Here is a 23,563-nt window from a genome sequence, read left to right as displayed (position 1 = left end):
GTGCCGCAAGATGTAGGCCGACGGCTATTCCGCCGCAACCGTGGATGGCGTGATCCGGGCGAGCAGGCTTTCCGCCGTGTCCGAGGATCGCCACGCGGTCAGTGCGACGTCGGGGGCGACCGACCGGCCCCGGCCACTGGGCAGAGTGGTATTTCGCAGGACGCCGACCAGCCGCTTCGCCACGATCTGGGCCTGACGGGTCGCCGTATCGACGAAGGCGATGAGGATAGAGCCGTCATGGTCGCGGCAGGCGAAATCGGCCCCGCGCACGAGCTTGGCGATGACGCGGGCGGCATCGTTCAGTGTCCGCGCTTCGACACTGGTATCGAACATGAGACGCGCCACCGACAGGCCGCCCGAGCGGCGGCTCGCGTCACGCATGACGCGCTCGAGTTCGGCGACGAAAGCGGGCTCGTTCATCAGTCCGGTCGCGGGATCGATCACCCCGTCCTTTACGAACGCGTCCAGTGTGCGGCGCAGCCGCGCTTCGAAGGCGTGCAACCGGACCAGCGGGAGAATCCGCGAAACGAGGCATTGCGGCTCGTGCGCCGCAACGAGATGCGGGAGCCTGCGTGTGTCGACGTCGATCAGCCGGCCGATCACGCCGACCGGAAGATCGCGAAAGCGCGAGTCCTCGGCAATCACGGTGAGGAGTGCGTCGACATTATGCGGGACGAAGCCGTCGCCGATCACAAGTCCATCGATATCGCGCGACTTGAGATAGCGTGCGGCCGCTTCAATGGTGAGGACACCGATCAGGCCGGTCTGTTCGCCGAGCGCCACCGACAGGCCCGGAAAGGTACGGCCGCGGCCGACAAGGATGACGGTTGCGTCCTCGAGCGGATCGCTGACGGGGGATGTTGGAAGGGGCTGACCGGCCGAGCGCGCCGCTTCGGCACGGCGCAGCACGCTGGCATGGAGCGCGCGCACGCGCAGGACCGAAGACAGCCGAGCGGCGACAGCATCCGGCGTCGCATCGCCTGGCATCGCAAGCGCTTCGCGATAGGGCAGGACGTGTTCGGTTGCACCGCAGGCGACAACGGGGATGATGGGAGCCCTGCGCGTCACGATGCGGGTCAGGCTTTCGCCGAGTCCGTGATCGTTCGCGGCGCGCGCGTCAGCGAGAATGATCGCGCACGGATCGACGGCTGCAATCGCGTCGCTCGCTTGCGCGCATGACGCTTCGATCACCGGGAAGGCCCCGGCTTCGGAGATAGCTGCGATCAAATCCGGAGACGGTTGTTCGGCGACAACGACGACCGGGCCTTGCAAAGACATATGCGCGTCCCCGTGATGGGATGCCGGTCATAGCCAGTGGCGGCTTAATGCGCAGTCAACACCCACGCGCAAATTGTCAGGCAGTGCTGTCTCGGAATGCTGCCGTTAGCAGAGGGTTTATGCCGATCGCGGCCAGCGTGTCGCGCATGGTTACCGGATTTGCAGTATGGCCGGCGAGCCGATGACCGGTCAGGGCATGCGGAAGCGCTGCGAGAACCGCATTTCCGTCGATGCCGCGCACCATCTGCTGCACTTCATGCAACGCAAAGCGGTAGCCGCCGACCGCAACAAGCCCAGAGGGCGGAGCGGTCACGACAATTGCGTCGGCCTCGACGGTCCGGCAGCCATAGCCGGTATCGATATGCCCGCTCGCGGCCGGCGCGTCTGCACCATTGCCGGCTGCGTAAGGAGCAAATTGTGTCCCGGCGAGCGCACCGCCAATGCCCAGTGTTCCGCTGGAAGTGATTGCGACATTTGCGCATTCCGGGCCGCCGTTCGATATCGTCAGCGAGCCGGCCGGCCAAGGTGCGCTCCGGCCGCTTTGTGGACGGCGCGCGGCGAGGAGGGCGGCTTCTCCAAAAGCGACAACATCGACCAGCGGGATATCGACATTCGTCCATTGCGTTGCGGTCGCAAACCGCTCCGGCGCCCGCCACACAGCGATCACACTTCGAATGCCCTGCTGCGCCAGCCACCCGGACGCAGAGAGGCCCGCGAGCACCGCGTCAGGCACCACGAGCGTATTGCAGCGTTCCTGTGCGATCTGTTCGTGAAGCGCATCGGGGTCCATGGCGTGATGCAGCACCAGCGTGCCGCCGGTCAGAAGGCTCGGTACCAAGGCTGCGGAGATGCCTGCGAAAGTCGTTGGCGGGAGCGTCGAGAGGATCACGCTGCCGGCTGCAATATCGCCACGCTGCCGGACGAGACGCCCGCCCGCGAGCAACTGCGCTGGCTCGCGCGCAATCGGCACAACACCGTCCGTCATGATGTCGTACGTGATCAGCGCGAACGACGTGTCGCTTGCATCCTGAAACAGGAGCTGGTCCGGATGTTCGTCGGCACCCGAGAGCAGGTCATCCAGCGGCACGATGCCGTCCGCGGCGGCGCAGCCGAAGCCGCAAACCGCGCGGATCGGAAACAACTCCGCAGCAATTTCGAGCGCCAGCGTCGCGTGATCGAAGTCAGCGACGCGGCCGCAGGTTATGATCGCACGCGCACCAGCTTCCGACAGGGCTGCAACGCAATCGTTGCGGCGCCACAGCAATGGCAGCGGCGCTGCAATCATTCCGGCACGCATGACGGCGAGCAGCGTTATGATCGCTGCTGCGATATTCGGCATCTGAATGCCGACGACCGTGCCTGGCGGCAAACCAATCTCGCGGAGCCTGCCGGCGATGGCGTCGACCGCGCGATCCGCCTGCGCATAGGTGAAGCGACGGGGCGCATCGCCGGTGATGCGTTCGCAATCCGGCGGATCGATCAGCGCGAATGTGTTCGGGCTGCACGCCGCTTGCGCTTTCAGGATCGCGTCGAGACCGGGAGTGGTGCCTGTCATCGTCAACTTCCGGGCTTGCGCCACCAGGTTTCCGGAAGGACGCCGAAGAGCGAGGTCGCCTTTGGATGCTCGACGCGCGTTGAGTGTGCAACCCACTGATCCGGCAGGTGGAATAGCGGCACAACGTAGAAGCCGGAGATCAGGACCCGGTCAAGCGCACGGACAGCGGACTCGAATGCGTCGCGCTCGCGCGCGACCAGAAGCTGCGCGATCATGGCGTCGATGGGCTTGCTACGGGCCCCCATGTAATTGCGCGTGCCATCAGTGTCCGCGGCCGCGGATCCCCAATAGAAGCTTTGCTCATTGCCGGGCGACAGCGACTGGTCCCAGCGGTACGGCACCATATCGTAATCATAGGTGAGTCGGCGCCGGTCGAATTGCACCGCATCGACGCTGCGTACCGTTGCGGTGATGCCGGCGCGCTTCAGGTCGCGCACATAGGCGAGGGCGATCCGCTCCTGGTCGCGCGTGGTCACGAGGATTTCGAAGGTCAGAGGTTCGTGCGTATCGCGGCGGCGCAGCACGGTGCCATCCAGTTCGTAGCCAGCCTCGGACAGGAGAGCGAGCGCTTTCTTGAGGACTTCACGGTCGCGGCCCGAGCCGTCGGTCTTCGTCGGCAGGTAGCGGCCTTCGAGCACGTCCTCGCGCACCGCGCCGGGGAAGGCTGCGAGCCAGCCGCGTTCCCGCTCGTCAGCGGGTCGGCCAATCGACGACAAGTCTGACGAGCCTTCGAAATAGCTCGCGGTCCGCTTCTGCAGGCCGAAGAAGAAGTTCTTGTTGATCCATTCGAAATCGAACAGTGAGGCCAGCGCCTCGCGGACGCGGATATCGGCAAAGATCGGGCGCCGTGTATTGAACGCAAGACCGTTCATGCCGACCGGCGTGCCGTTGTGAAAGGTCTCCTTGACGTAACGTCCACTCTTCAGCGCCGGCGTGTCGTAACCGGTCTGCCAGCGTGTGACGTCGGTTTCGACGCGAAGGTCGTACAGGCCCTTCTTGAACGCTTCGAACAGCGAATTTTCGTCGCGATAGAAGTCGAGTTTGATCTCGTCGAAATTCCAGAGCCCGCGATTGATCGGCAGATCCGCACCCCAATAATCCGGGTTACGCACATAGGTGGCGCTTCGTCCCGGGTCGACCGACTTGATGACGTAAGGACCGGTCGTGATCAGCGGCGTGAAGGTAGTCTCCTCAAAGTGCGCGGGATCAGTCGCATGCTTCGGCAGAACCGGCATGAGCCCAAGGATCAGCGGAAGTTCGCGATCATTGTTGCCGGACAGGTCGAAGCGTACCGAATGCGGACCGACAATCTCGGCACGCGCGACCTTCGAGTAATAGGTCCGATAATTCGGGCGGCCTTTGTCGCGCAGCAATTGCCAGGTGAAGATCACATCCTCGGGCGTCACCGGCTTGCCGTCGGAGAACCGGGCGCGCGGATTGAGATTGAAGGTGACATAGCTGCGCTGGTCGTCGGTTTCGACGGTTTCCGCGATCAGGCCGTAGAGCGTGAACGGTTCGTCGTAGCCGCGCGCCATCAGGGATTCGATGACGTAGCCCCGGAGATTCGGGAGCGAGAGTCCGCGCACGACCAGCGGATTGACCGTGTCGAAGGTGCCGGGCACCCCGAGCGTGAGCCGCCCGCCTTTGGGCGCGTCCGAATTCACATACGGCATAGCGGAAAAGCCGGCAGGCATCTTCGCCGCTCCGTGCATGGCAATCGCGTGCTGCGCGTTGCCGGCATAGGCACCGGGCAATCCGGACAGGCTCGCAGCGATGGCCAGCGCCACGATCGTGCGACAGAAGGTGCGGCCTTGGTGGCGGGGAAAGGGCAGCGCTCTCAAAGCTCCAGCGATTCGTTTCGTGGCAGGACAATAGTCAATCATGGAACGAAGCGGGCCGCGGTGCGGTGTTTCAGCCCGGTAACATCAATTTTGCCCTTCCATGCTTTATTGTAGTGGCGATTTCAGGTATCAGGCGCGTGCCCGGCGTCACGCTGTCGCCTTTTTTGGCATTGAGACAGCGGCTTGGCGGCCGCAAGGCTCACCGCCGCTCAGCGGCGACCAACGAGGACAAGTAGATCATGACGTATCGGTCTGCGTTCGCACCGGCCCGGCCGGTGACCCGGACGCTTGCAATGATTGCCGCGATCGCCGCGTTTTCGACTGCCGGACTGGTTTCGGCCTCGGCGCAGCAGGCTCCGGCGCAGAAGGCCGCCCCCAAGGGACAGCAGAAGGGCGCCACCCCACCTGCAGCTACTCCTGCTCCTGCGGCTCCGGCGCAGCCGGGCGGTCAGGAACAGGCGATGCCGCCGCTGATTTATTCGAACTGGACCAAGATCTGCGGCAAGGGTCCCGAGCAGGGCGCCAAGCAGATTTGCCAGACCGGCAAGGACGGCCGGCTCGAATCGGGAATGCCGGTCGTCGCGGCGATCCTGATGGAGATGGAAGGCGAGGGCAAAAAGGTCCTGCAGATCATGCTGCCGCCGGGGGTCTATCTGCCCAAGGGTACCCGCGTGGTGATCGATCGCGACGAGCCGTCGGCCATCATCGGAACTTTCCTGACCTGCGCGAATGGCGGATGCATCGCGCATCTGGAGGCCTCGCCCGAGATCGTTCAGAAGCTCAAGAAGGGCCAGAACCTTTACGTGCAGGCCTACAACATGGCGCAGAACGTCATGACGCTGGCACTGCCGCTCGGCGATTTCGCCAAGGCCTATGATGGCCCGCCGACGGATCCGAAGGAACTCGAAGAGAAGAACAAAAAGCTGCAGGACGAATTGCAGCGGCGTGCGAACGAGCAGCGCCAGAAGCTGGAAGGCGGCGCCAAGCCGCAATAATTTCCGGCGACGCCGCCTCACCGAAATCAATGGCGCGCCGCGAGGCGCGCCATTTTCGTTGGATGGTAGGGACGAAGGACAGTCACGACAGGCCGACACGCTTTCGCCTTGATGGCGGCAGGACATGGGGGCATCGCCTTCCGCAACATCGCCACCGGCGCAAGGAAAGCATGCTCAGAACGCTTCGACATCGCCACGTTAGCGCGGTCTGCACCGCGGTCCTGGCATCTGCGCTCATTCTGTCGTCGAACGTCGACCTTCGCGCGCAGCAGCAGTCACCCGCTCCGAACAGCGCTCAGGCCGAGCAGCCCGAGCCGACGAAACCGGCAGCCGTCGAGATTCCGCCGCTCATCTATTCGAACTGGACGAAGCTTTGCGCGAAGGGGCCCGAAGCCGGCGGCAAGAGCATGCGCCGGGTCGGCAAGGACGGTCGTCTCGACAACGGCATGCCGATGGTCGGGGCGGTTCTGATGGAAATGGAAGGCGAACAGCGGAAGGTTCTGCAGATCATGCTTCCACTTGGCATCCTGCTGCCGCGGGGCACGCGGGTGCTGATCGACAACGACGAACAGGGCGCGATGGTTCTACCGATTGTCGTGTGTGCGGGCGGCGGGTGCATGGCGCAGGCCGAAGCCAGTGCCGACCTCGTTGCCAAGCTGAAGAAGGGGCAGAATATCTACGTCCAGGCCTACAACATGCAGCAGGCCGTCTTCACGCTCGCGGTACCGCTCGCCGATTTCGCCAAGGCCTATGACGGCCCAGCGACCGACCCGAAAGAAGCCGAAGAGAAAAGCAAGAAGCTGGAAGAAGAGCTGGCGAAGCGTGGCCGCGAACGGCTGCAGCAGCAGAAATAACGTCGCTAGTTGACCCGCAGGTCGCGCGGACGATAGCCGCCGTCTTCGCCCTTGACGAACATCTGCTTCACCTGCGGGTGCCGGATCGGCTCCGCCGACGTATCGGCCAGCAGATTTTGCTCGGATACGTAGGCCACATACTCGGTTTCGGAGTTTTCCGCATACAGGTGATAGAAGGGCTGATCCTTGCGCGGCCGCACCTCCGCAGGGATCGAGCTCCACCATTCTTCGGTGTTGTTGAAGGTTGGGTCGATGTCGAAGACGACGCCGCGGAACGGAAAAATGCGGTGTCTGACCACGTCTCCGATGCCGAATTTCGCTGTGCGCTGCTCGGGTTTGATCATGGGCATATATTAGGATTGAGGGTCCCGTCCGTCATCCCCTCCGGTGGAGGATCATGCGTTCGGGATGCACTTACTCACCGCAGATTGCGATCACTTTCGGTGATAGCCTAAAGGGTATTGTGTTCCGATTGTGTCATAGGTCAAAGGGACGAGCCCGGTCCCGATGTGTCGGGGTCCGACGCGGATATTGCCGCATCAACAAAATAAATGTTCATCCGGTCCGCGCCCCTGATTTCGAACATGCCGCGCGGAGTGCAGGGTATTGCCGATTTGATCCGTTGGAACGTCGGCTCCGAAACCGTGATCCGCATCGGTTCTGACAGGCTCTGCATCCGGCTCGCGGTGTTCACCCCGTCGCCGAATACGTCGTAGATGTATTTGCGAACGCCGACGACGGAGCCGACCACGCTGCCGGTATGGATGCCGATGCGGCAGGTCCACTCCACCGGATGACTGGCATTGCGGCGTTCAAGATAGCGCAACATCTTGATCGCGGCCGTGGTGATGTCGATCGCGTGGTCCGGATTGGGGCTCGGCATGTTGGCGACCGCCAGATAGGCGTCGCCGATGGTCTTGATGCGCTCGCAGGCGTGATGCTCGACGATCTGGTCGAAGGTGGAGAAGATCTCGTTGAGCTCGGAGATCAGGCGTTTCGGTTCGCGCGAGACCGGCATCCGCGTGAAGCCGACGAAGTCCAGAAACAGCACCGAGACGTCGTCGTAGAATGAAGGCGTCGTGGTGCCGAACTCCTTGAATTCCTGCAGCACCTTGAGCGGAAAAATGTTCATCAGCAGACGCTCGGTGCGATCGCGTTCCCGCTCGAGTTCGCGGTTCTTGCGCTCGATCAGGCCGGAAAAGGATTCGAGCAGGTATTCCTGTTCCTTCTGCTTGGAAATGTTCTCGACCTCGACGACAAGCAGGCCGTCAGCGCCGTACCTTCGCGAGCCGACGGTCAGCCGATAGGCGAAGCGTCGTCCGTTGGATTGTGCGGCTTCTCCGGTTGTCGAATAGGGGCGTCCTGCTTCGAGCCGGGAGGCCAGGTCGTCGGGCGATACGGGCGTCAGGACCGAGGGCAGCGGGCGGCCAGCGAGATCCTCGCCGAACCATTTCTCGGCCTGGCCATTCGCAAAGTTTATCGCGAGGCTCTGTGCGTCACAGAGAATGACACCGAGCGACAGGTGATTCAGACAATCGAGAGGGGACGTGTCCTCCGTCATCGCGACACGATGAGCGGGCGCTTCGATTCAAATGCGTTCACAATCAGCGCGATGTCCGTTGGCTTTAGCGATGCCTCGTGCAGTGCATCGGAAAACAGTTCGGAGATTTCGTTGAACGCGTCGTCGGTGATCTGCACGGTACGGTGCGCATGGCGGAGTTGCTCGTCGCTGAAACTCGCCGGTCCGCCGAGCAGGGAGCATATGAACTTGGTCTGATGGTCGATCAGCCGCTTCATGTCGATGTCGGTGAAATAGACAGCGATTTTATCGGACTCGAGAACCTTGCCGTAGAAGTTGAGAACGATTTTCGAAATGACGCTGAAGCCGCCGATTGTCTCGTACAATGACCTGGGCATAGCCTGAACCTTGAACACGCTCGCCATTCAAATGTGCGTTCACGAGCCGGTGGCAGGCTTCACTCAATCTGTCGAATCGGTCAACCGAAAAACCATACGGCTCAGAAGCCATATTGCGCTGCGAGATCGGGGTCCTTGGCGGCCACCAGCCTTGCGAGATCGACTACCACTTTGGCCTGTTTCCAGGTCGCGTCGTCCTGCATCTTGCCGTCGATCATGACCGCACCGGTACCGTCCGGCATGGCGTCGAGAATCTTCCTGGCAAAAGCGACCTCTTGCGGATCCGGCGAGTAGACCCGCTTGGCGATCGCGACCTGCGTCGGATGCAAGGACCAGGCGCCGGCGCAGCCCATGAGGAACGCATTGCGAAACTGTACCTCGCACCCTTCCGGATCAGAGAAGTCGCCAAACGGTCCGTAGAACGGCTTGATGCCGGCCGCGGCGCAGGCGTCGACCATCTTGCCGAGTGTGTAGTGCCACAGATCCTGCTGGAACGCGGCGCGCGGGCCGCCGCCCGGCGGGGCGTCGGCCAGAACCTTGTATTCGGGATGCCCGCCGCCGACTCGGGTGGTTTTCATCGCACGTGAGGCGGCAAGGTCGGCGGGGCCAAGGCTGATGCCCTGCATGCGCGGGGACGAGGCGGCGATCGCCTCAACATTCATGACGCCTTCGGCGGTCTCAAGGATGGCATGGATCAGGATCGGTTTGCGAACCGCGTGCCGCGCTTCGAGCTGGGCAAGCAGCTGGTCGAGATAATGGATGTCCCAGGGCCCGTCGACTTTCGGGAGCATAATCACATCAAGTTTGTTGCCGATCGCCGCGACCAGCTCGGTGATGTCGTCAAGCACCCAGGGCGAGTTCAGTGCATTGATGCGGGTCCACAATCCGGTCGCGCCGAAATCGGTCGCCTTTGCCATCGCGATGAAGCCGTCGCGCGCGGCCTTCTTCGCGTCGGCCGGGATCGCATCTTCGAGATTGCCCAGCACCACGTCGACCTCGCGTGCGAGCTGCGGGACCTTGGCGGTCACCTTCTCGATATGCGGCGGGACGAAATGGATCATCCGCTCGAGACGGACAGGCAGTTCTCGCAAGGGCGCAGGGGCGCCGGCAGCGAGCGGTTTGAAGAAGTTGCGCGGGAGTTTCATGATCCGAGAATTAGAACAGCCTTGGTCGGCCGCCAAGCCGTACTTTTGTGCTTGCGCGGCAGCGCCCTTGTATCGAGACTTGAAGGATGCGCGATCCAGGGGCAGCCTGTCGGCCGGCGCCAGCCGACGATCGCCTGGCTCGACTGAACTTGCTCCATTCAAGAGGTGCGTAACATGCGACGACTGACGAGTATCTGCGCCGCCGCTCTGGGAATTGTGTTGTGCGGCCCGGCGCTCGCAAAGGATCCGGTAAAGATCGGACTGATTACGACGTTATCCGGGCCGGCCGGCTATCTTGGCGCCGACATCCGTGACGGGTTCATGCTTGCGGTCGATATGAAAGGCGGACCATTCGAGGGCAACAAGCCGGAGGTTCTGATCGAGGACGACGGATTGAAGCCTGGCCAGGCCAAGGCAATTGCCGACCGTTTCCTCAAGACGAATAACGCCAAGATTTTCACCGGAATCGTTTTCGGCAACATCGCAGCAGCCGTTGTGCCGGACGTTCTGGATGCCAAGGCGATCTATGTCAGTCCGAACTCGGCCGCGACCGGATTTGCCGGGAAGGGCTGCAGCCCGAACTATTTCGTCGTCTCGTTCCAGAATGACGGGCAGGGCGAAAGCGTCGGCGCATTGGCAAAGTCGCTCGGCTACAAGAAGGCGTACCTGCTGGCGCCGAACTATCCGTCCGGCAAGGACATGCTGCAGGCCTTCAAGCGCGAGTTCGGCGGCGAGGTCATTGCGGAGAAGTATACGAATCTCGGGCAGACCGACTTTGCCGTGGAAATCGCCGAAATCCGGGCCGCCAATCCTGATTTCGTCCACGGCTTCCAGCCCGGCGGCATGGGCATCGCGTTCCTGCGCCAATATCACCAGGCCGGCCTGCTCGGAAAGATTCCGCTGGTGATGCACGCCGCGTCGATGGATCAGGCCATGGTGAAGGTGCTCAAGGATGCTGCGGTCGGTGTCCAGGTCGCCAGCCAATGGAATGACGATTTCGACAATCCGGCCAGCAAGGCCTTCGTTGCCGCATGGAAGGCGAAATACGGCGATCGTCCGGTGACGAGCTACGCCGCGCAGGGCTACGATGCAGGCCTCCTGATCGGTTCGGCGCTGAAGGCCACGAATTTCAGCGTCGACAACATGGATGCGCTGCGTGCCGCGATGCGCAAGGCCGATTTCGCCTCCGTCCGCGGGAACTTCAAATTCGACAAGAACCAGCACCCGATCCAGGACTGGTTTGCGCTGACGGCCGAGAAGACTTCGGGCGGCGACTTTGTCCTCAAGACCGGGAAAAAGGTGCTGTCGAACCACGGCGACGTCTACGCCAAGGATTGTCAGATGTAGTCAGCGGCGGTCTTGCCGAAGCACCGTCTCTGCGATGAACCGGCCGGTCCCATGGACCGGCCGGTTTTTTCGGCGCTATAACGCGCTCCCAACTTCGTTGTGCTGGCGCGCGCCGGCGCAATGGCGCCCTTTTGAAGCGGCCAGTCCATGATCGATGTCCTCAATCTCGCGCTTCCGTATTTCGGACTGATCTTTCTCGGGCTTGCCTGCGGCCGGCTGAAACAGATCCCGGATACCGGGCTCGCCTGGATGAACTTCTTCATCGTCTATGTGGCGTTGCCCTGCCTGTTCTACCGGATCGTCGCCAAGACGCCGCTGGAAGAGCTGGTGAATGTCTGGTTCGTGGTGGCCACGACCCTGTCCACCAGCATCGCGTTCTTCATCGCGCTGGCGATCGCAAAACTCGGACGCCGTTCGGTGCCGGAAGCCACCATCGCGGGCCTCGCCGGAGGCTACGGCAATATCGGTTACATGGGTCCGGGGCTCGCGCTCTCGACGCTCGGACCACAGGCGTCGGCGCCTGTGGCATTGATCTTCTGTTTCGACTCGATCGTGCTGTTCTCGCTTGTCCCGTTCCTGATGGAGATCGGCGGTGGCGAGCGCCGTGGATTCTGGCGTTCGGTGTTGTTCGTCGGACGCCGTATCGCACTGCATCCGTTCATCGTTGCGACCCTGCTCGGCGTATTCTCCGCTGCGCTCCATTTCGAGCCGCCGGTCGCGCTCGATCGCCTGATGCAATTTCTTCAGAACGCGGCGGCTCCCTGCGCACTGTTCGTGCTTGGAGTGACGGTTGCGCTCCGGCCGTTGCCGAAGCTCGCCTGGGATGTACCGACCATCGTTCCGGTGAAGCTGGTGCTGCACCCGATCATCGTGTTCTTCATGCTCGCCTTGCTCGGCCCGTTCAGCGCGCCGTGGACCTATGCCGCCGTCCTGATGGCGGCGCTGCCGCCGGCGCTCAACGTGTTCGTGCTGGCGCGGCAATACGACGTCTGGGTCGAGGAAGCGTCGGGCTCGATCCTGATCGGCACCCTGGTCTCGGTTTTCACGCTGACAACGGTCATGTGGCTCGTGCAATCCGGGCAATTGCCAGTCTCGCCATTCTAGTGCGGACCAGTTGCGTCTATTCTCCGTTCGCCCCTGCGGAAGCGGGGACGCTGAGCGATGCCTGAACGGGGAGACGCCATGCAGCCGCTGTCGGGAATCCGCGTCGTCGACCTGACTAACCTGCTGCCGGGACCGCTTGCGACCCTGATGCTCGTCGAGGCCGGGGCCGAGGTGATCAAGATCGAGCGGCCCGGTGGAGACGACATGCGTGGCTACGCTCCGCAATGGCAGGGAACTGGCGCTGCGTTCGGTCTGCTCAACCGGGGCAAGACGTGTCTCACGCTCGATTTGAAGTCGGCGGATGGCGCAGCGAGGCTTCGATCGCTGCTTGAAGATGCTGATGTTCTGGTTGAGCAGTTCCGTCCGGGCATCATGGCGAAGCTCGGATTCGGATACGAAGCGGTACGAGCGATCAACCCGAAGCTGATCTATTGTTCCATCAGCGGCTACGGCCAGACCGGCCCGCGCGCGAACGAGGCCGGACACGACCTGAACTACATTGCGAGTACGGGATTGCTGGCGCTCCAGCCCGGACCGGCAGATCGGCCGGTCGTGCCGCCCGCGCTTGTCGCGGATATCGCGGGGGGTACGTTTCCGGCGGTCATCAACATTCTGCTCGCCTTGCGACAACGCGATCTGACCGGCGAGGGCTGCTATCTCGATATCGCGATGACGGATGCGATGTTCACCTTCGCGTGGCGCGCTCTTTCGGGCTATTGGGCGAGCGGATCGCTGGCCACGTCCGGACAGGGCGAACTGACCGGGGACACAGCGCGCTATCATCTTTATCCGGCGAAGGACGGCGGCATCGTTGCCTGCGCGGCGCTGGAAGACCATTTCTGGCGGCGCTTTGCTTCCGTGATCGGCCTCGACGAAGCTCTCGTCGATGACAAGCGCGATGCCGCCGCAACCATCGCGGCGGTTGGAGCCATCATCGCGAGCCGCAACGCAGCGGAATGGGCGCCAGTCTTTGCCAAGGCCGACTGTTGCGTGACGATCATGCGCTCGCTGGACGAGGCGCTGCGCGATCCGCACTTCATCCAGCGCGGTCTGTTCGAGCATCGCGCGCGAAGTGCGCAGGGTGCGACGTTGCCGGCTTTGCCGGTGCCGGTCGATCCGCAATTCCGGGACGCCGCCAGCAGCGAAAAGGCGTCGCCGCCGGCCCTATGAGAGCGCTTCGCCGCGCATCAGCCGTGGCTGTGCGGCGCGCGGCATGACGCCCTCGCGCATCATCGCGCGCCGGAGCGGGCCGACAGTGTTGAGGAGATGCAGTCCGATCCCGCGCAGACCTTGGATGGGGAGGAAATCGGAGAGGAGCGATCGGTTGAGCAGATCGACCGCGATGGTGCGGCTCATGACATCTGCGTGCCGTTCACGATCATATCGTTCGAGTGCATGCGGCTGTCCGGGATCATCCCGATAATCGGCCGCAATCTCGGCAAGCGCCGCGGCGTCGCGCAGCCCGAGATTGAGCCCCTGCGCACCGATCGGAGCAAAGCGGTGCGCGGCTTCCCCCACCAGCGCGATACGGTCCGAGGCAAACCGGCGCGCGCTTTCCATCGCCAGCGCGAAGGCGCCATGCCCGGCGTCCGCATTGATCTTGCCGAGGATCGAGTGCGAACGACGCTCGAGTTCGCGATCGAGACGGTCTCCCGATAGCGACTTCAGGTGATCGGCGTCGGCCTCGCTCACGACGCAAACGATGCTGGAGCGATTGCCCGGGAGCGGCACGGTCGTGAACGGCCCGTGCTCGGTATGAAACTCGGTCGAGATATCGCGGTGCGGCCGGCTGTGCGACACGTTGTAGGTGAGCGCAATTTGCGGATAGGCGCGGCTTTGCACCTCGATCCCCGCCGCCGTCCGGCACAGTGAGTTCTTGCCATCGGCTCCGACGGCAAGCTTTGCAACGACGGTCTGGCCGCTAGCTGTCCGAACGATCACGCTGTCGTCGTGAGGCTCGACGGTCGCCGCATCGTCGGTGAGGCGATGCAGGTTCGGCATCGCTTCGGCCCGCCGCTCCAGCGCTGCAATCAACCGCCGGTTTTCGATGTTCCAGGCGAAGGCATCGAGCCCGATCTCATGCGCGTCGAACAGGGCTTCCGGCGCCCGCCAAAGCCGCTGCGTGGCGTCGACGATGCGAAGCCCTACAAGCGGTGCGGCATGCTCCCGGGCCTCGGCCCAGGCGCCAAGCGTATCGAGTGCGGCGACTGAGCTTGCGAGCAGCGCCGTCGTGCGATTGTCGGCAGGCGCCGTGCGGGCGATCAGCGCGACGTCAAATCCGGCCGAGGCGAATGCAAGGCCGGCCACGAGGCCCGAGGGCCCGCCGCCGATCACGACGACGTCGGCTGTTAACTCTGATGATCCCATCGCGTTATCCTTCCGGACCCTGTCTACGGGACCGGAAACCATCTCGCCAGTGTGACATTTCCCAAGGTGCCGCGGCGGGTTAGATATAAGGGGAGAGGGCCATGACGCATCTTTCCGCCGATACGAGGCCGCCCCCGACCGGACCCCGACTTGCCGGTATCGCTACACTGTTGTCCCGCCCAAAGCTGATTGCCGTCGGCTGCATGATTGTTCTGATCGGGGCCGGATGGGCCTATCTGCTGTCTGTTTCCCTTGCACAGGGCCTGCCCGGAGCCCCGGGCTTTCTCGATGCAATGTGCCGCGCCGTGCCTGCCGGCAGCGCCGGCACGATCGGGAGCGTTGCGATCACGGGTGCGATGTGGATCGCGATGACGCTCTCCATGATGCTGCCGACGGCGGGCCCGATGATCCTGACCTATGCGGAGATCGCGGAGACGGCTGCGCGCAAGGGCGAACCGATCGTCTCGCCGCATGTGCTGATTGCCGGCTATCTGACCGTATGGTTCGGGTTCGCCGGCCTCGCAACGCTCGCGCAACTTGGCGTCATGTGGATCGGGACGTGGCCCGGCGCTTCCGCCGTTGCCGCGCCGGCGAGTGCGCTGCTGTTTCTTGTCGCCGGGCTCTACCAGTTCACATCGATGAAACACGCGTGCCTGACTGCATGTCAGCGGCCGTTCTCGTACTTCTTCCTCAACTGGACCGATCGTCAGGCCGGTGTGTTCCGGCTTGGAATGAGACAGGGGCTTTACTGCCTCGGATGCTGCTGGGCGATGATGCTCTTGATGTTCGTGGCAGGCGCAATGAACGCGGCCTGGATGGCGCTTCTTGGACTCGTGATGCTGATCGAGAAGATGACATCATCTCCGCATGTCAGCCGCGCCATCGGTATTGCCTTCACAGCCGCCGCGCTGACGGTCGCCGCGGCCTGGGCATCGGGATTCACACTTTAGCTGGGAGTAGCATGCGGTGGCCGATCAATGGAGCCTGAAGGGCGAACTGACGCTGTCCTGCAGTTGCACGGTCTTCTGCCCGTGCGTCCTGTCGCTGGGAGATCATCCGCCGACCGAGGACCGGTGCCAGACCTGGGCGGCGGTGCGCATCGATCAGGGGCACTATAACGACGTCGACCTCTCCGGCCTGAAGGCCGGCGTGATGATCGAGATTCCGGGATTGATGTCGCGCGGCAACTGGACCGCAGCCTTGTTCGTGGACGAGGACGCCTCGATCCAGGCGATGAAAGGGCTGACACGCATCTTCACGGGAAAGGTCGGCGGCTCGACGCATCTGCTCTCGATCCTGGTCAGCGGCTTTCTCGGCGTGCGGCAAGTGCCGATCAGCTATCGCACGGAAGGCCGCACGCGGCTCATCACCATCGACAAGATCCTGGATGGCGCGATCACGCCTGTCCCCGGAAAGAACAAGGACGACAACGTCACCATCCGCAACAGCGGATACTGGATCTCACCCGATGTAACGATCGCAAAAGCCGACAAGTCGCGCTTTCGCGCTTTCGGACGTAACTGGAATTTCGCCGGCCGATCGGCTGAAATCTGCCAGATCGATTGGGGAAACCGGTAACAGCGACATCAGCGGCACCATGCGGGATCGGGGAGGCGACGGCCCTGGACGGGCGGCTCGGGTGCCGCCCTTCCTGGTCCATATATTCACAGCCTGCGGCGCGGCCTGCGCGCTGCTCGCATTGCTTGCTGCGGCGAAGGCCGATTTCGTCACCATGTTCGTGTGGCTGGCCGTCGCGCTGTTCATCGACGGCATCGATGGCACGCTCGCACGAAAATTCCGTGTCGCCGAGATCTTGCCACGCTGGTCCGGCGATGCGCTCGATCTCGTCATCGATTTCACGACCTACGTGTTCGTGCCGGCTTTCGCGCTGACCACCAGCGGGTTGCTTCCGGGGCCGGTCGCAATACCGCTGGCCATCGCAATCGTGGTGACGAGCGCGCTCTATTTCGCCGATGAGCAGATGAAGACTGCGGACAATTACTTCCGTGGATTTCCGGCCTTATGGAACGCAGTCGCTTTCCATCTGTTTGTCCTCAAGCTGCCGCCATGGATCGCGGCGATCGTCGTAGCCGTGCTCGTTGTGATGACCTTCATGCCGCTCCGGGTCCTGCATCCGTTTCGCGTTCTTCATTTGCGCGTGGTCAATCTGCTCGCTCTCGCGGCCTGGTGCGCGCTGGGCGTCTACGCACTCATGAGGTCGCTCGATCCCGGTCCGGTCGTCGCGTGGTCGCTCGCCGCAGTGGGCCTGTATTTCCTGACGATCGGCCTCGCCACGGCCGACGAATAGCGTCGCAGAAGCGGGGCAAGCATGCTGCATCTTTTGACCGATCCGAATGCCTGGATCGCGCTGATCACATTGTCGGTGCTCGAGATCGTGCTCGGCATCGACAACATCGTCTTCATTTCGGTGTTGATTGCGCGGCTGCCGCGAGAGAAAGCGCGGATGGCGCGCCGCATCGGCATCGGGCTCGCATTCGTTTTCCGTGTCGCGCTTCTGCTGACGTTGACCTGGATCATGCGGCTCACGGCGCCGCTATTTTCCGTGCTCGGAAACGACTTTTCCTGGCGCGATCTGATCCTTATTGGCGGCGGCCTCTTCCTGATCGCGAAGGGCACGCACGAAATCCACTCCGAGGTCGAGGCGCAGTATGAGGAGATGCAGCCGAAGTCCGACCGTCAGGCGTTCGCGTGGATCGTGACGCAACTCGTTGCAATCGATCTCGTCTTTTCGCTGGACTCGATCATCACGGCGATCGGCCTTGCCCAGGATGTGGAGATCATGATCGCCGCGGTTATTGTCGCCATGCTGGTCATGTATTTCGCCGCAAGCCCCGTATCGAAATTCATCCAGAAATATCCCACCACAAAAATGCTGGCTCTTTCATTTCTATTATTGATCGGTGTGGCGCTTGTCGCGGACGGTTTCGGCTTTCATATTCCCCGCGGTTACATCTATTTTGCGATGGCGTTCGCCGGTGCGGTTGAAGTCTTCAACGTCCTGGCGCTGCGCAATCGCCGAAGAAGACCAAAGGCGTTGGGGCGGAAACCGGAAAGCAAATGAAAGACATCGTTCTTATCACCGGCGGCGGGCGGGGCATTGGGGCCGCGACAGCAAGGCTCGCCGTAGCGCGCGGCTATGATGTGATCATCAACTACAAGAGCAACGCAGAGACCGCAGCGAAGGTCGTAACGGAGATCGAGGCGGCCGGTGGCCGCGGGCTAGCGGTCCAGGGCGACATGGCGAAGGAGGAGGACGTCGAACGGCTGTTCAAGGCAGTCGATGGCTTCGGACCGCTGAAGCACCTCGTCTATAACAGCGGCGTCACCGGGAAGAATTCGCGCTTCGAAGCGGTGTCGACGCAGACACTGCGCGACAATGTCGACATCAACCTGATGGGTGCGTTCTTCTGCGCGCGAGCGGCGATACCTCGCCTGTCCACAAAACACGGCAAGGCGGGTGGCAGCATGGTGTTTCTTTCGTCGGTGCAATCGAGGCTCGGTGCCCCCGGCGAATATGTCTGGTACGCCGCGACCAAGAGCGGGGTCGATGGGTTGGTGTCGGGCCTTTCCAAGGAACTGGCCGGCGAGGGCATACGGGTGAACATCGTGTCGCCCGGGCCGATCGATACCGAAATCCACGAACCGGGGCGGCTGGCCCGCATCGCGCCACAACTCCCAACCGGCCGGGTTGGCAAACCGGAGGAGGTGGCGGAGGCCATCCTTTTCCTTATCTCGGACGCCGCGAGCTATACCAGCGGCACGACCCTTTCGGTGTCCGGCGCGCGATAGCGCGCGCTTGCACCATCCGCGCCTCCGCCTATGATCCCGGCCGGATTTTCGAGGGCCCGCCGGAACGAGCGGGAGTTTCAGGGAGAGAGATGATGGTCGCAGCGGTCCGGGTTCACAAGCATGGCGGGCCCGAGGTTCTCACTTTCGAGGACATCGAGGTTCCGGCGCCGGGACCCGGCCAGATCCGGATCAGGCAGTACGCCTGCGGCGTGAACTACATCGACACCTATTTCCGTATGGGCATGTATCCGTCGCCGGTCGGCATGCCGTTCGTGTCAGGCAATGAAGGCGCGGGCGAGGTGATCGCGCTAGGGTCGGGTGTCACAGATCTCAAGGTCGGCGACCGTGTGGCCTATGTGGTTGCGCTGGGCGGCTATTCAGCCGAGCGAATCCTGCCCGCGGACCGGGTGGTGAAAATACCCGAGCGCATTTCCTACCAGCAGGCAGCCGGCATGATGCTGAAGGGCATGACGGCGCAATACCTGCTCAACCGCACCTACAAGGTGACCAAGGGAACGACTGTCCTGATGCACGCCGCGGCGGGCGGTGTCGGCCAGATCCTGTGCCAATGGGCGAATCATCTGGGCGCGACCGTTATCGGTACCGTGGGCTCAAAGGATAAGGGCGAAATCGCGAAGGCCAACGGCTGCCATCACGTGATCTATTACCGGGACGAGGATTTCGTCGCGAGGGTGAAGGAGATCACCGGAGGCAAGCTCTGCGATGTGGTCTATGACGGCATCGGCAAGACCACGTTCCCGGCCTCCCTCGACTGTATCCGTCCGCTCGGCATGTTCGCGAGCTTCGGTTCTGCCTCCGGGCAGATCGAGGCGTTCAACATCAACATCCTGCAGACGAAGGGATCGCTGTTCTGCACCCGGCCGACCCTCAACAACTACGTCGCCAAGCGCGAGGATCTGGTTGCGACCGCGAACGACCTGTTCAACGTGGTGGCGAGCGGAGCGGTCAAGATCCCGGTCAACCAGACATACGCGTTGAAGGACGCCCGCAAGGCGCACGAGGATCTCGAAGGACGCGGCACCACAGGGTCATCGATCCTGATTCCGTAGCAATTGCGTCCGGCACGCCGCTTGCTACGATCAAGGCGATTTGGCTAGTTCATCACGGTCGTCATGCGCGGGCTTGACCCGCGCATCCATCATATTTGATTGATGGATGGCCGGGTTGAGCCCGGCCATGGCAAGTGAGGGGCCAGCGGTCGGAGCAATGGACGTTTTTCTCGGCGAATGGGGCAATCTGCTGCTGCGCTGGGCCCACCTGATCGTGGGCATCGGCTGGATCGGCACGTCCTTCTATTTCATCGCGCTGGACTATTCGCTCAACCAGAAGGAGCGGAAGAGCCCCGGCGTGTTCGGAACCGCCTGGCAGGTGCATGGCGGCGGCTTCTATCACGTCGAGAAGTTCACGGTCGCGCCGCCCCATCTGCCGCCGCATCTGCACTGGTTCAAGTGGGAGGCGTATCTCACCTGGGTGACGGGCTTCGGTCTCCTCATCATCCAGTATTACTTCCACGCCAGCGCCTATCTGATCGATCCCGCCGTGATGGAGCTCGACCCGTGGCAGGCGATCGTCATATCGATCGCGTCGCTTCTGGTGGGCTGGGCTCTGTATGACGGGATCTGCAGGCTATGGGGCGACCGCACGGTGCCGCTGGCGATTTCGGCGTTCCTGCTGATCATGCTGGCGAGCGTCCTCTACACCAGGGTGTTTTCAGGCCGCGGTTCGTTCATCCATGTCGGCGCCTTCATCGGCACGATCATGGCATTCAACGTCTTCATGGTGATCATCCCCGGACAGCGGAAGATGGTCGCGCAGATGCTCGCCGGCGAGGAGCCGGAAGCCAAGTACGGCAAAGTCGCCAAGCAGCGCTCGCTGCATAACAATTACCTGACCCTGCCTGTCCTCCTGATGATGGTGTCGCCGCACTATCCGTTCCTGTCCGCGCATCCGCATGCCTGGATGGTGGTGGCGCTGATCCTGCTCACCGGTGCGCTGTTCCGGCATATCCTGAACCAGATCGATATCGGCGAACCGTGGGAGAAATACGGCTGGGCCGCGCCGATCGCGGCCTTTGCGCTGATTTGCGCGATCTTCGCCACTGCGCCGCGCCAGGCCGCGGATAGCGGGCCAGCTGTGTCCGATGGCGAAGTCCTGGCGCTGACATCGAAACATTGTATTTCGTGCCACGCGCGCAAGCCGACGCATGAGAGCTTCAAGGAGCCGCCCAAGAATGTTACGCTCGAGACCTTGGCCGATCTCAGGCGCTTCAATCAGCTGATCATGATTCAGGCCGTCCGCAACAAGGCAATGCCGCTCGGCAACCAGACCAACATGACGGACGAGGAGCGCGCGCAGCTGGGACGCTGGCTCAGCGCCCACTGACGATGTCCGATCCAGCCCATATCGCAGCAATCGGTGCGCGCGCCGAAGTCATGTTGTCCGAGCTTGGCGCGATTTCGAGCGAACCGAAGCGGCTGGTCCGGCTTTATCTGACGCCCGAGCATCGTCGCGCGGCCGATCTGATCGCATCGTGGATGCGTGACGCCGGCATGACCGTGACCGAGGATGCGCTCGGCACGGTGCGCGGCCATTGGCGGCCCGAGTTGAAGAAGCGCCTGCTCATCGGCTCGCATATCGACACCGTCATCGATGCCGGCAAATACGACGGCCCGCTTGGCGTCGTATCCGGCATCCTCGCGGTCCGCGAACTCGTCGCACGCGGCATCGAACTTCCGTTCGGCATCGATGTTCTCGCCTTCGGCGATGAAGAGGGATCCCGCTTCCGCACCACGCTTGCCGGATCGTCGGCATGCGCTGGCGTATTCGACCGCTCCTCACTCGCCTTTCCGGACCGGAATGGCATTTCACTCGCCGATGCGATCAAGGCCTACGGCAAGAATATCGATGACATTCCGGCCGCAGCCTATGATCCTGAGAATGTCGTCGGCTATGTCGAGGTGCATATCGAGCAGGGGCCGGTGCTGGAAGCCGAAAACCTGCCGCTTGGGGTCGTGACCGGCATTGTCGGGCAAAGCCGCATGCGGGTTGTCGTGCTGGGTGAGGCGGGTCACGCAGGCACTGTGCCGATGCATATGCGGCACGATGCGCTTGTCGGCGCATCCGAATTGATGCTGCTGATCGAGCGGACCGCGCTCGAAAATCAGGACGACGGCATGGTGGCGACGGTCGGGCGCATCGAGGCATCCCCCGGGGCGACTAATGTCATTCCGGGCCGCGTCGGTTTCTCGCTGGAATTCCGCTCGTCGAGCGACGCGAAGCGCAAGGGCGCCATCGAGCAGATCAAGGCCGATGCGCAGCGCATCGGCGTGCGACGGCGGCTCGAATTCGCCTTCGAACCGTTTCATGAAACCAATACGACCGCGTGTACGCCCTCGATGCAGGACCTGCTCAGCGAGGCAATCGCATCGCTCGGTTACAAATCCGTCCGTCTGCCGTCCGGAGCGGGGCACGACGCGCAGGTGATGGGGAAGCTCTGTCCGATGGTGATGCTGTTCGTGCGGTGCAAAGGCGGCATCAGCCACAATCCGGCTGAATTCGCGAGCGAGGCGGATATGGGGCTCGCAATCGCGGCACTCGTCCGGTTCATCGAGACACTGGCAGCCAACGATGCGGCAAAGGGCGCAGCATGACCGATTTCATCGATGCCAATTTTCCGCGTGAGGTCGACTTCCTGAAGGCGCTGGTGCGCGTTCCCTCGGATAACCCGCCGGGCGATTGCGCACGCCATGCGGAAGAGGCGGCGCGATTGCTTGAAGAACTCGGATTCACGGTCGAGCGGCACAAGGTGCCCGACGAGATCGCGAAAAAGCACGGCATGGCGTCGGCAACCAATCTGATCCTGCGTGTGACGTTCGGCAGCGGGAAGGGGCCTGTGATCGCGATGAATGCGCATGGCGACGTGGTGCCGCCCGGCGAGGGCTGGACGCATGATCCGTATGGTGCCGAAGAGGTGAACGGCGCGATCTACGGCCGGGGTGCCGCGGTGTCGAAATCGGACTACGCGACCTATGCCTTCGCGCTGCTGGCGCTGAAGAACGATCCGGCCGGTCTCGACGGCACGGTTGAACTGCATCTCACCTACGACGAGGAGATCGGCGGCTATACCGGCCCCGACTGGCTGCTGAAGCAGAAGCTGACGAAGCCCGACATCGCTTTCTCCGCAGGATTTTCATACGCGGTCGTCACCGCGCATAACGGTGTCCTGCATCTCGAAGTCACCGTGCGGGGCAAGCAGGCTCATGCCGCCATGCCCGAAAGCGGCGCGGATGCGCTCGAGGCCACCAACGGGATCCTCACGGCGATCTACGAGGAGCGCAAGCGGCTCAACCGCATCAAGTCGAAATCCCCCGGCATCGGCTCGCCGAAGATCACGGTCGGCCTCATCTCCGGAGGCTTTGCAACCAACGTCGTGCCTGATCGCGTCGTGATGCGGCTCGATCGCCGGCTGATCCCGGAGGAGAAGGGCACGAAGGTCGAGCGCGAGTTGATCGCGCTCATCAAGCGCGCCGGCGCGGGGAAGGGCATCAAGGTCGAGTGCAAGCGCGTGATCTTGGCTGAGCCTCTGAAGCCGCGGCCCGGCGTCAGGAAGATCGTCGAAACCATTCAGCGTCACGCCAAGCGTGAGCTTAAGACCGCGATCAAGGAAATGGGTGTGCCGCTCTACACCGACGCGCGGCATTACAGCGCGGCAGGCATTCCGACAGTGCTTTACGGGGCGGGGCCGCGTTCGATCCTCGAGGCCAACGCGCATTCGGCCAACGAGCACATCAAGCTGTCGGACCTGAAAGCTGCGACAAAGATCGTCGAGGCGACGCTCCGCGACTTGCTGAAGGCGTAGCCCGTACGTAGTCAGCGGGTTCAGAACCTGTAGTTGACGCCGAGCAGGACCGAGTGAAGATCCTGATCGATGTTGTACGCGAAATTGCCCCAGCCATTGGTGCCGGTGAAATCGACCGAGCCGCTCAATCTCGCGTAGTTGTACTCGACGAACACCGACCAGTTCTGAATGAAGATGTATTCGACGCCACCGCCGACGGTCCAACCCACGCGGGTGGTTTTGGAGATGCCGTCTGGGACATTATTGAAGATAACCGGAGGTGGCGGTGGCGGCGCCAGCGCTAGACAACATTCCTGATAGTTGCTGCGAACCCATACCGCGCCGCCCTTTGCATAATAAACGATCGGGCTGCCGGTAATGCCGATGCGTCCTGTGAGGCTTGCCATCCACGGCGTGCGTGTTGAATCGAGCAGCGCAGGAGCGACCAGATTGTTGCTGTCGGCCTTCACCGCCGACGCGTTGAACATGCCC

23 protein-coding genes are annotated in these 23,563 nt (G+C 62.6%); 14 read left to right on the top strand and 9 right to left on the bottom strand.

Going from position 1 to position 23,563, the window contains the following annotated elements; translation table 11 throughout:
• Window positions 1-24 precede the first annotated feature (24 nt).
• The 3 genes from VNZ93_RS06405 to VNZ93_RS06395 form a co-directional block, all read right to left on the bottom strand.
• Complete coding sequence (locus VNZ93_RS06405) at window positions 25-1,278, bottom strand: GGDEF domain-containing protein (protein WP_325701717.1); 1,254 nt, start codon at window positions 1,276-1,278, stop codon at window positions 25-27.
• 76 nt (window positions 1,279-1,354) lie between these two features.
• On the bottom strand, window positions 1,355-2,833 hold the full coding sequence (locus VNZ93_RS06400; protein WP_325701714.1) for a class I adenylate-forming enzyme family protein: 1,479 nt from the start codon (window positions 2,831-2,833) through the stop codon (window positions 1,355-1,357).
• Window positions 2,834-2,835: 2 nt separating this feature from the next.
• Window positions 2,836-4,620, bottom strand: coding sequence for an extracellular solute-binding protein (locus VNZ93_RS06395; RefSeq protein WP_414709994.1), 1,785 nt, complete (start codon window positions 4,618-4,620; stop codon window positions 2,836-2,838).
• Between the two features lie 293 nt (window positions 4,621-4,913).
• Here VNZ93_RS06395 and VNZ93_RS06390 point away from each other — a divergent pair, with 293 nt between their 5' ends.
• Together VNZ93_RS06390 and VNZ93_RS06385 are read left to right on the top strand one after the other, a co-directional pair.
• Window positions 4,914-5,669: an invasion associated locus B family protein gene (locus tag VNZ93_RS06390; RefSeq protein ID WP_325701711.1), complete on the top strand. Its 756-nt coding sequence runs from the start codon at window positions 4,914-4,916 to the stop codon at window positions 5,667-5,669.
• Window positions 5,670-5,839: 170 nt separating this feature from the next.
• On the top strand, window positions 5,840-6,523 hold the full coding sequence (locus VNZ93_RS06385) for an invasion associated locus B family protein (protein WP_325701708.1): 684 nt from the start codon (window positions 5,840-5,842) through the stop codon (window positions 6,521-6,523).
• A gap of 5 nt (window positions 6,524-6,528) precedes the next feature.
• Here VNZ93_RS06385 and hspQ read toward each other — a convergent pair whose 3' ends face one another.
• The 4 genes from hspQ to VNZ93_RS06365 all read right to left on the bottom strand — a co-directional run bounded on the left by hspQ (window position 6,529) and on the right by VNZ93_RS06365 (window position 9,585).
• Window positions 6,529-6,867, bottom strand: a complete 339-nt coding sequence (gene hspQ / locus VNZ93_RS06380; protein ID WP_325701704.1) for a heat shock protein HspQ — start codon at window positions 6,865-6,867, stop codon at window positions 6,529-6,531.
• A gap of 140 nt (window positions 6,868-7,007) precedes the next feature.
• A complete protein-coding gene (locus VNZ93_RS06375) occupies window positions 7,008-8,084 on the bottom strand; it encodes an adenylate/guanylate cyclase domain-containing protein (protein ID WP_325701701.1) in 1,077 nt (358 codons plus the stop codon).
• Entirely contained in the window at window positions 8,081-8,467 is a 387-nt protein-coding gene (locus VNZ93_RS06370) for a group 1 truncated hemoglobin (protein ID WP_325701698.1), read from the bottom strand. Before VNZ93_RS06370 ends, VNZ93_RS06375 begins: the two co-directional genes overlap by 4 nt.
• A gap of 74 nt (window positions 8,468-8,541) precedes the next feature.
• Window positions 8,542-9,585, bottom strand: coding sequence for a CoA ester lyase (locus tag VNZ93_RS06365; RefSeq protein ID WP_325701695.1), 1,044 nt, complete (start codon window positions 9,583-9,585; stop codon window positions 8,542-8,544).
• Between the two features lie 174 nt (window positions 9,586-9,759).
• Here VNZ93_RS06365 and VNZ93_RS06360 point away from each other — a divergent pair, with 174 nt between their 5' ends.
• The 3 genes from VNZ93_RS06360 (at window position 9,760) to VNZ93_RS06350 (ending at window position 13,206) form a co-directional block, all read left to right on the top strand.
• Window positions 9,760-10,932, top strand: coding sequence for an ABC transporter substrate-binding protein (locus VNZ93_RS06360; RefSeq protein ID WP_325701692.1), 1,173 nt, complete (start codon window positions 9,760-9,762; stop codon window positions 10,930-10,932).
• 147 nt (window positions 10,933-11,079) lie between these two features.
• On the top strand, window positions 11,080-12,036 hold the full coding sequence (locus VNZ93_RS06355; RefSeq protein ID WP_325701689.1) for an AEC family transporter: 957 nt from the start codon (window positions 11,080-11,082) through the stop codon (window positions 12,034-12,036).
• 57 nt (window positions 12,037-12,093) lie between these two features.
• Window positions 12,094-13,206 carry a CoA transferase gene (locus VNZ93_RS06350; protein WP_325701686.1) on the top strand — a complete coding sequence of 371 codons (1,113 nt, stop codon included), beginning with the start codon at window positions 12,094-12,096 and terminating at the stop codon, window positions 13,204-13,206.
• Here the strand turns inward: VNZ93_RS06350 and VNZ93_RS06345 are convergent.
• Window positions 13,201-14,403, bottom strand: a complete 1,203-nt coding sequence (locus VNZ93_RS06345; protein ID WP_325701683.1) for a UbiH/UbiF family hydroxylase — start codon at window positions 14,401-14,403, stop codon at window positions 13,201-13,203. The two genes, VNZ93_RS06350 and VNZ93_RS06345, sit on opposite strands and share 6 nt — an antisense overlap.
• Window positions 14,404-14,504: 101 nt before the next feature.
• Here VNZ93_RS06345 and VNZ93_RS06340 point away from each other — a divergent pair, with 101 nt between their 5' ends.
• The 9 genes from VNZ93_RS06340 (at window position 14,505) to VNZ93_RS06300 (ending at window position 23,092) form a co-directional block, all read left to right on the top strand.
• Window positions 14,505-15,353 carry a DUF2182 domain-containing protein gene (locus VNZ93_RS06340; RefSeq protein WP_325701680.1) on the top strand — a complete coding sequence of 283 codons (849 nt, stop codon included), beginning with the start codon at window positions 14,505-14,507 and terminating at the stop codon, window positions 15,351-15,353.
• A gap of 16 nt (window positions 15,354-15,369) precedes the next feature.
• On the top strand, window positions 15,370-15,981 hold the full coding sequence (locus VNZ93_RS06335; RefSeq protein ID WP_325701677.1) for a DUF1326 domain-containing protein: 612 nt from the start codon (window positions 15,370-15,372) through the stop codon (window positions 15,979-15,981).
• A gap of 61 nt (window positions 15,982-16,042) precedes the next feature.
• A complete protein-coding gene (locus tag VNZ93_RS06330; protein ID WP_325701674.1) occupies window positions 16,043-16,711 on the top strand; it encodes a CDP-alcohol phosphatidyltransferase family protein in 669 nt (222 codons plus the stop codon).
• Between the two features lie 21 nt (window positions 16,712-16,732).
• The gene (locus VNZ93_RS06325) at window positions 16,733-17,485 is read left to right on the top strand and encodes a TerC family protein (RefSeq protein WP_325701671.1); all 753 of its coding nucleotides are present in this window, start codon (window positions 16,733-16,735) and stop codon (window positions 17,483-17,485) included.
• Window positions 17,482-18,213, top strand: a complete 732-nt coding sequence (locus VNZ93_RS06320; RefSeq protein WP_325701668.1) for an SDR family oxidoreductase — start codon at window positions 17,482-17,484, stop codon at window positions 18,211-18,213. Before VNZ93_RS06325 ends, VNZ93_RS06320 begins: the two co-directional genes overlap by 4 nt.
• 92 nt (window positions 18,214-18,305) lie before the next feature.
• Window positions 18,306-19,283, top strand: a complete 978-nt coding sequence (locus tag VNZ93_RS06315; RefSeq protein ID WP_325701719.1) for a quinone oxidoreductase — start codon at window positions 18,306-18,308, stop codon at window positions 19,281-19,283.
• A gap of 157 nt (window positions 19,284-19,440) precedes the next feature.
• Complete coding sequence (locus VNZ93_RS06310; RefSeq protein WP_325701665.1) at window positions 19,441-20,616, top strand: urate hydroxylase PuuD; 1,176 nt, start codon at window positions 19,441-19,443, stop codon at window positions 20,614-20,616.
• Between the two features lie 2 nt (window positions 20,617-20,618).
• On the top strand, window positions 20,619-21,884 hold the full coding sequence (locus VNZ93_RS06305; RefSeq protein ID WP_325701662.1) for an allantoate amidohydrolase: 1,266 nt from the start codon (window positions 20,619-20,621) through the stop codon (window positions 21,882-21,884).
• A complete protein-coding gene (locus VNZ93_RS06300; RefSeq protein ID WP_325701660.1) occupies window positions 21,881-23,092 on the top strand; it encodes an ArgE/DapE family deacylase in 1,212 nt (403 codons plus the stop codon). Before VNZ93_RS06305 ends, VNZ93_RS06300 begins: the two co-directional genes overlap by 4 nt.
• Before the next feature lie 20 nt (window positions 23,093-23,112).
• Here the strand turns inward: VNZ93_RS06300 and VNZ93_RS06295 are convergent.
• Window positions 23,113-23,563, bottom strand: a 451-nt coding sequence (locus VNZ93_RS06295; protein WP_325701658.1) for an outer membrane protein, incomplete at its 5' end; no start/stop codon positions are given.

The sequence above is a fragment of the Pseudorhodoplanes sp. genome, from assembly GCF_035565795.1.
Classification (GTDB): Bacteria; Pseudomonadota; Alphaproteobacteria; order Rhizobiales; family Xanthobacteraceae; genus Pseudorhodoplanes.
This window is presented reverse-complemented; position numbering and strand designations above follow the sequence as displayed.

Coding starts and splice junctions, on each gene's coding strand:
- VNZ93_RS06345 (WP_325701683.1), bottom strand. CDS start 14,403: ATGGGATCATCAGAGTTAACAGCCGACGTCGTCGTGATCGGCGGCGGG.
- VNZ93_RS06300 (WP_325701660.1), top strand. CDS start 21,881: ATGACCGATTTCATCGATGCCAATTTTCCGCGTGAGGTCGACTTCCTG.
- VNZ93_RS06370 (WP_325701698.1), bottom strand. CDS start 8,467: ATGGCGAGCGTGTTCAAGGTTCAGGCTATGCCCAGGTCATTGTACGAG.
- VNZ93_RS06340 (WP_325701680.1), top strand. CDS start 14,505: ATGACGCATCTTTCCGCCGATACGAGGCCGCCCCCGACCGGACCCCGA.
- VNZ93_RS06385 (WP_325701708.1), top strand. CDS start 5,840: ATGCTCAGAACGCTTCGACATCGCCACGTTAGCGCGGTCTGCACCGCG.
- VNZ93_RS06350 (WP_325701686.1), top strand. CDS start 12,094: ATGCCTGAACGGGGAGACGCCATGCAGCCGCTGTCGGGAATCCGCGTC.
- VNZ93_RS06320 (WP_325701668.1), top strand. CDS start 17,482: ATGAAAGACATCGTTCTTATCACCGGCGGCGGGCGGGGCATTGGGGCC.
- VNZ93_RS06365 (WP_325701695.1), bottom strand. CDS start 9,585: ATGAAACTCCCGCGCAACTTCTTCAAACCGCTCGCTGCCGGCGCCCCT.
- VNZ93_RS06375 (WP_325701701.1), bottom strand. CDS start 8,084: ATGACGGAGGACACGTCCCCTCTCGATTGTCTGAATCACCTGTCGCTC.
- VNZ93_RS06305 (WP_325701662.1), top strand. CDS start 20,619: ATGTCCGATCCAGCCCATATCGCAGCAATCGGTGCGCGCGCCGAAGTC.
- VNZ93_RS06405 (WP_325701717.1), bottom strand. CDS start 1,278: ATGTCTTTGCAAGGCCCGGTCGTCGTTGTCGCCGAACAACCGTCTCCG.
- VNZ93_RS06315 (WP_325701719.1), top strand. CDS start 18,306: ATGGTCGCAGCGGTCCGGGTTCACAAGCATGGCGGGCCCGAGGTTCTC.
- VNZ93_RS06360 (WP_325701692.1), top strand. CDS start 9,760: ATGCGACGACTGACGAGTATCTGCGCCGCCGCTCTGGGAATTGTGTTG.
- hspQ (WP_325701704.1), bottom strand. CDS start 6,867: ATGATCAAACCCGAGCAGCGCACAGCGAAATTCGGCATCGGAGACGTG.
- VNZ93_RS06400 (WP_325701714.1), bottom strand. CDS start 2,833: ATGACAGGCACCACTCCCGGTCTCGACGCGATCCTGAAAGCGCAAGCG.
- VNZ93_RS06390 (WP_325701711.1), top strand. CDS start 4,914: ATGACGTATCGGTCTGCGTTCGCACCGGCCCGGCCGGTGACCCGGACG.
- VNZ93_RS06325 (WP_325701671.1), top strand. CDS start 16,733: ATGCTGCATCTTTTGACCGATCCGAATGCCTGGATCGCGCTGATCACA.
- VNZ93_RS06355 (WP_325701689.1), top strand. CDS start 11,080: ATGATCGATGTCCTCAATCTCGCGCTTCCGTATTTCGGACTGATCTTT.
- VNZ93_RS06310 (WP_325701665.1), top strand. CDS start 19,441: ATGGACGTTTTTCTCGGCGAATGGGGCAATCTGCTGCTGCGCTGGGCC.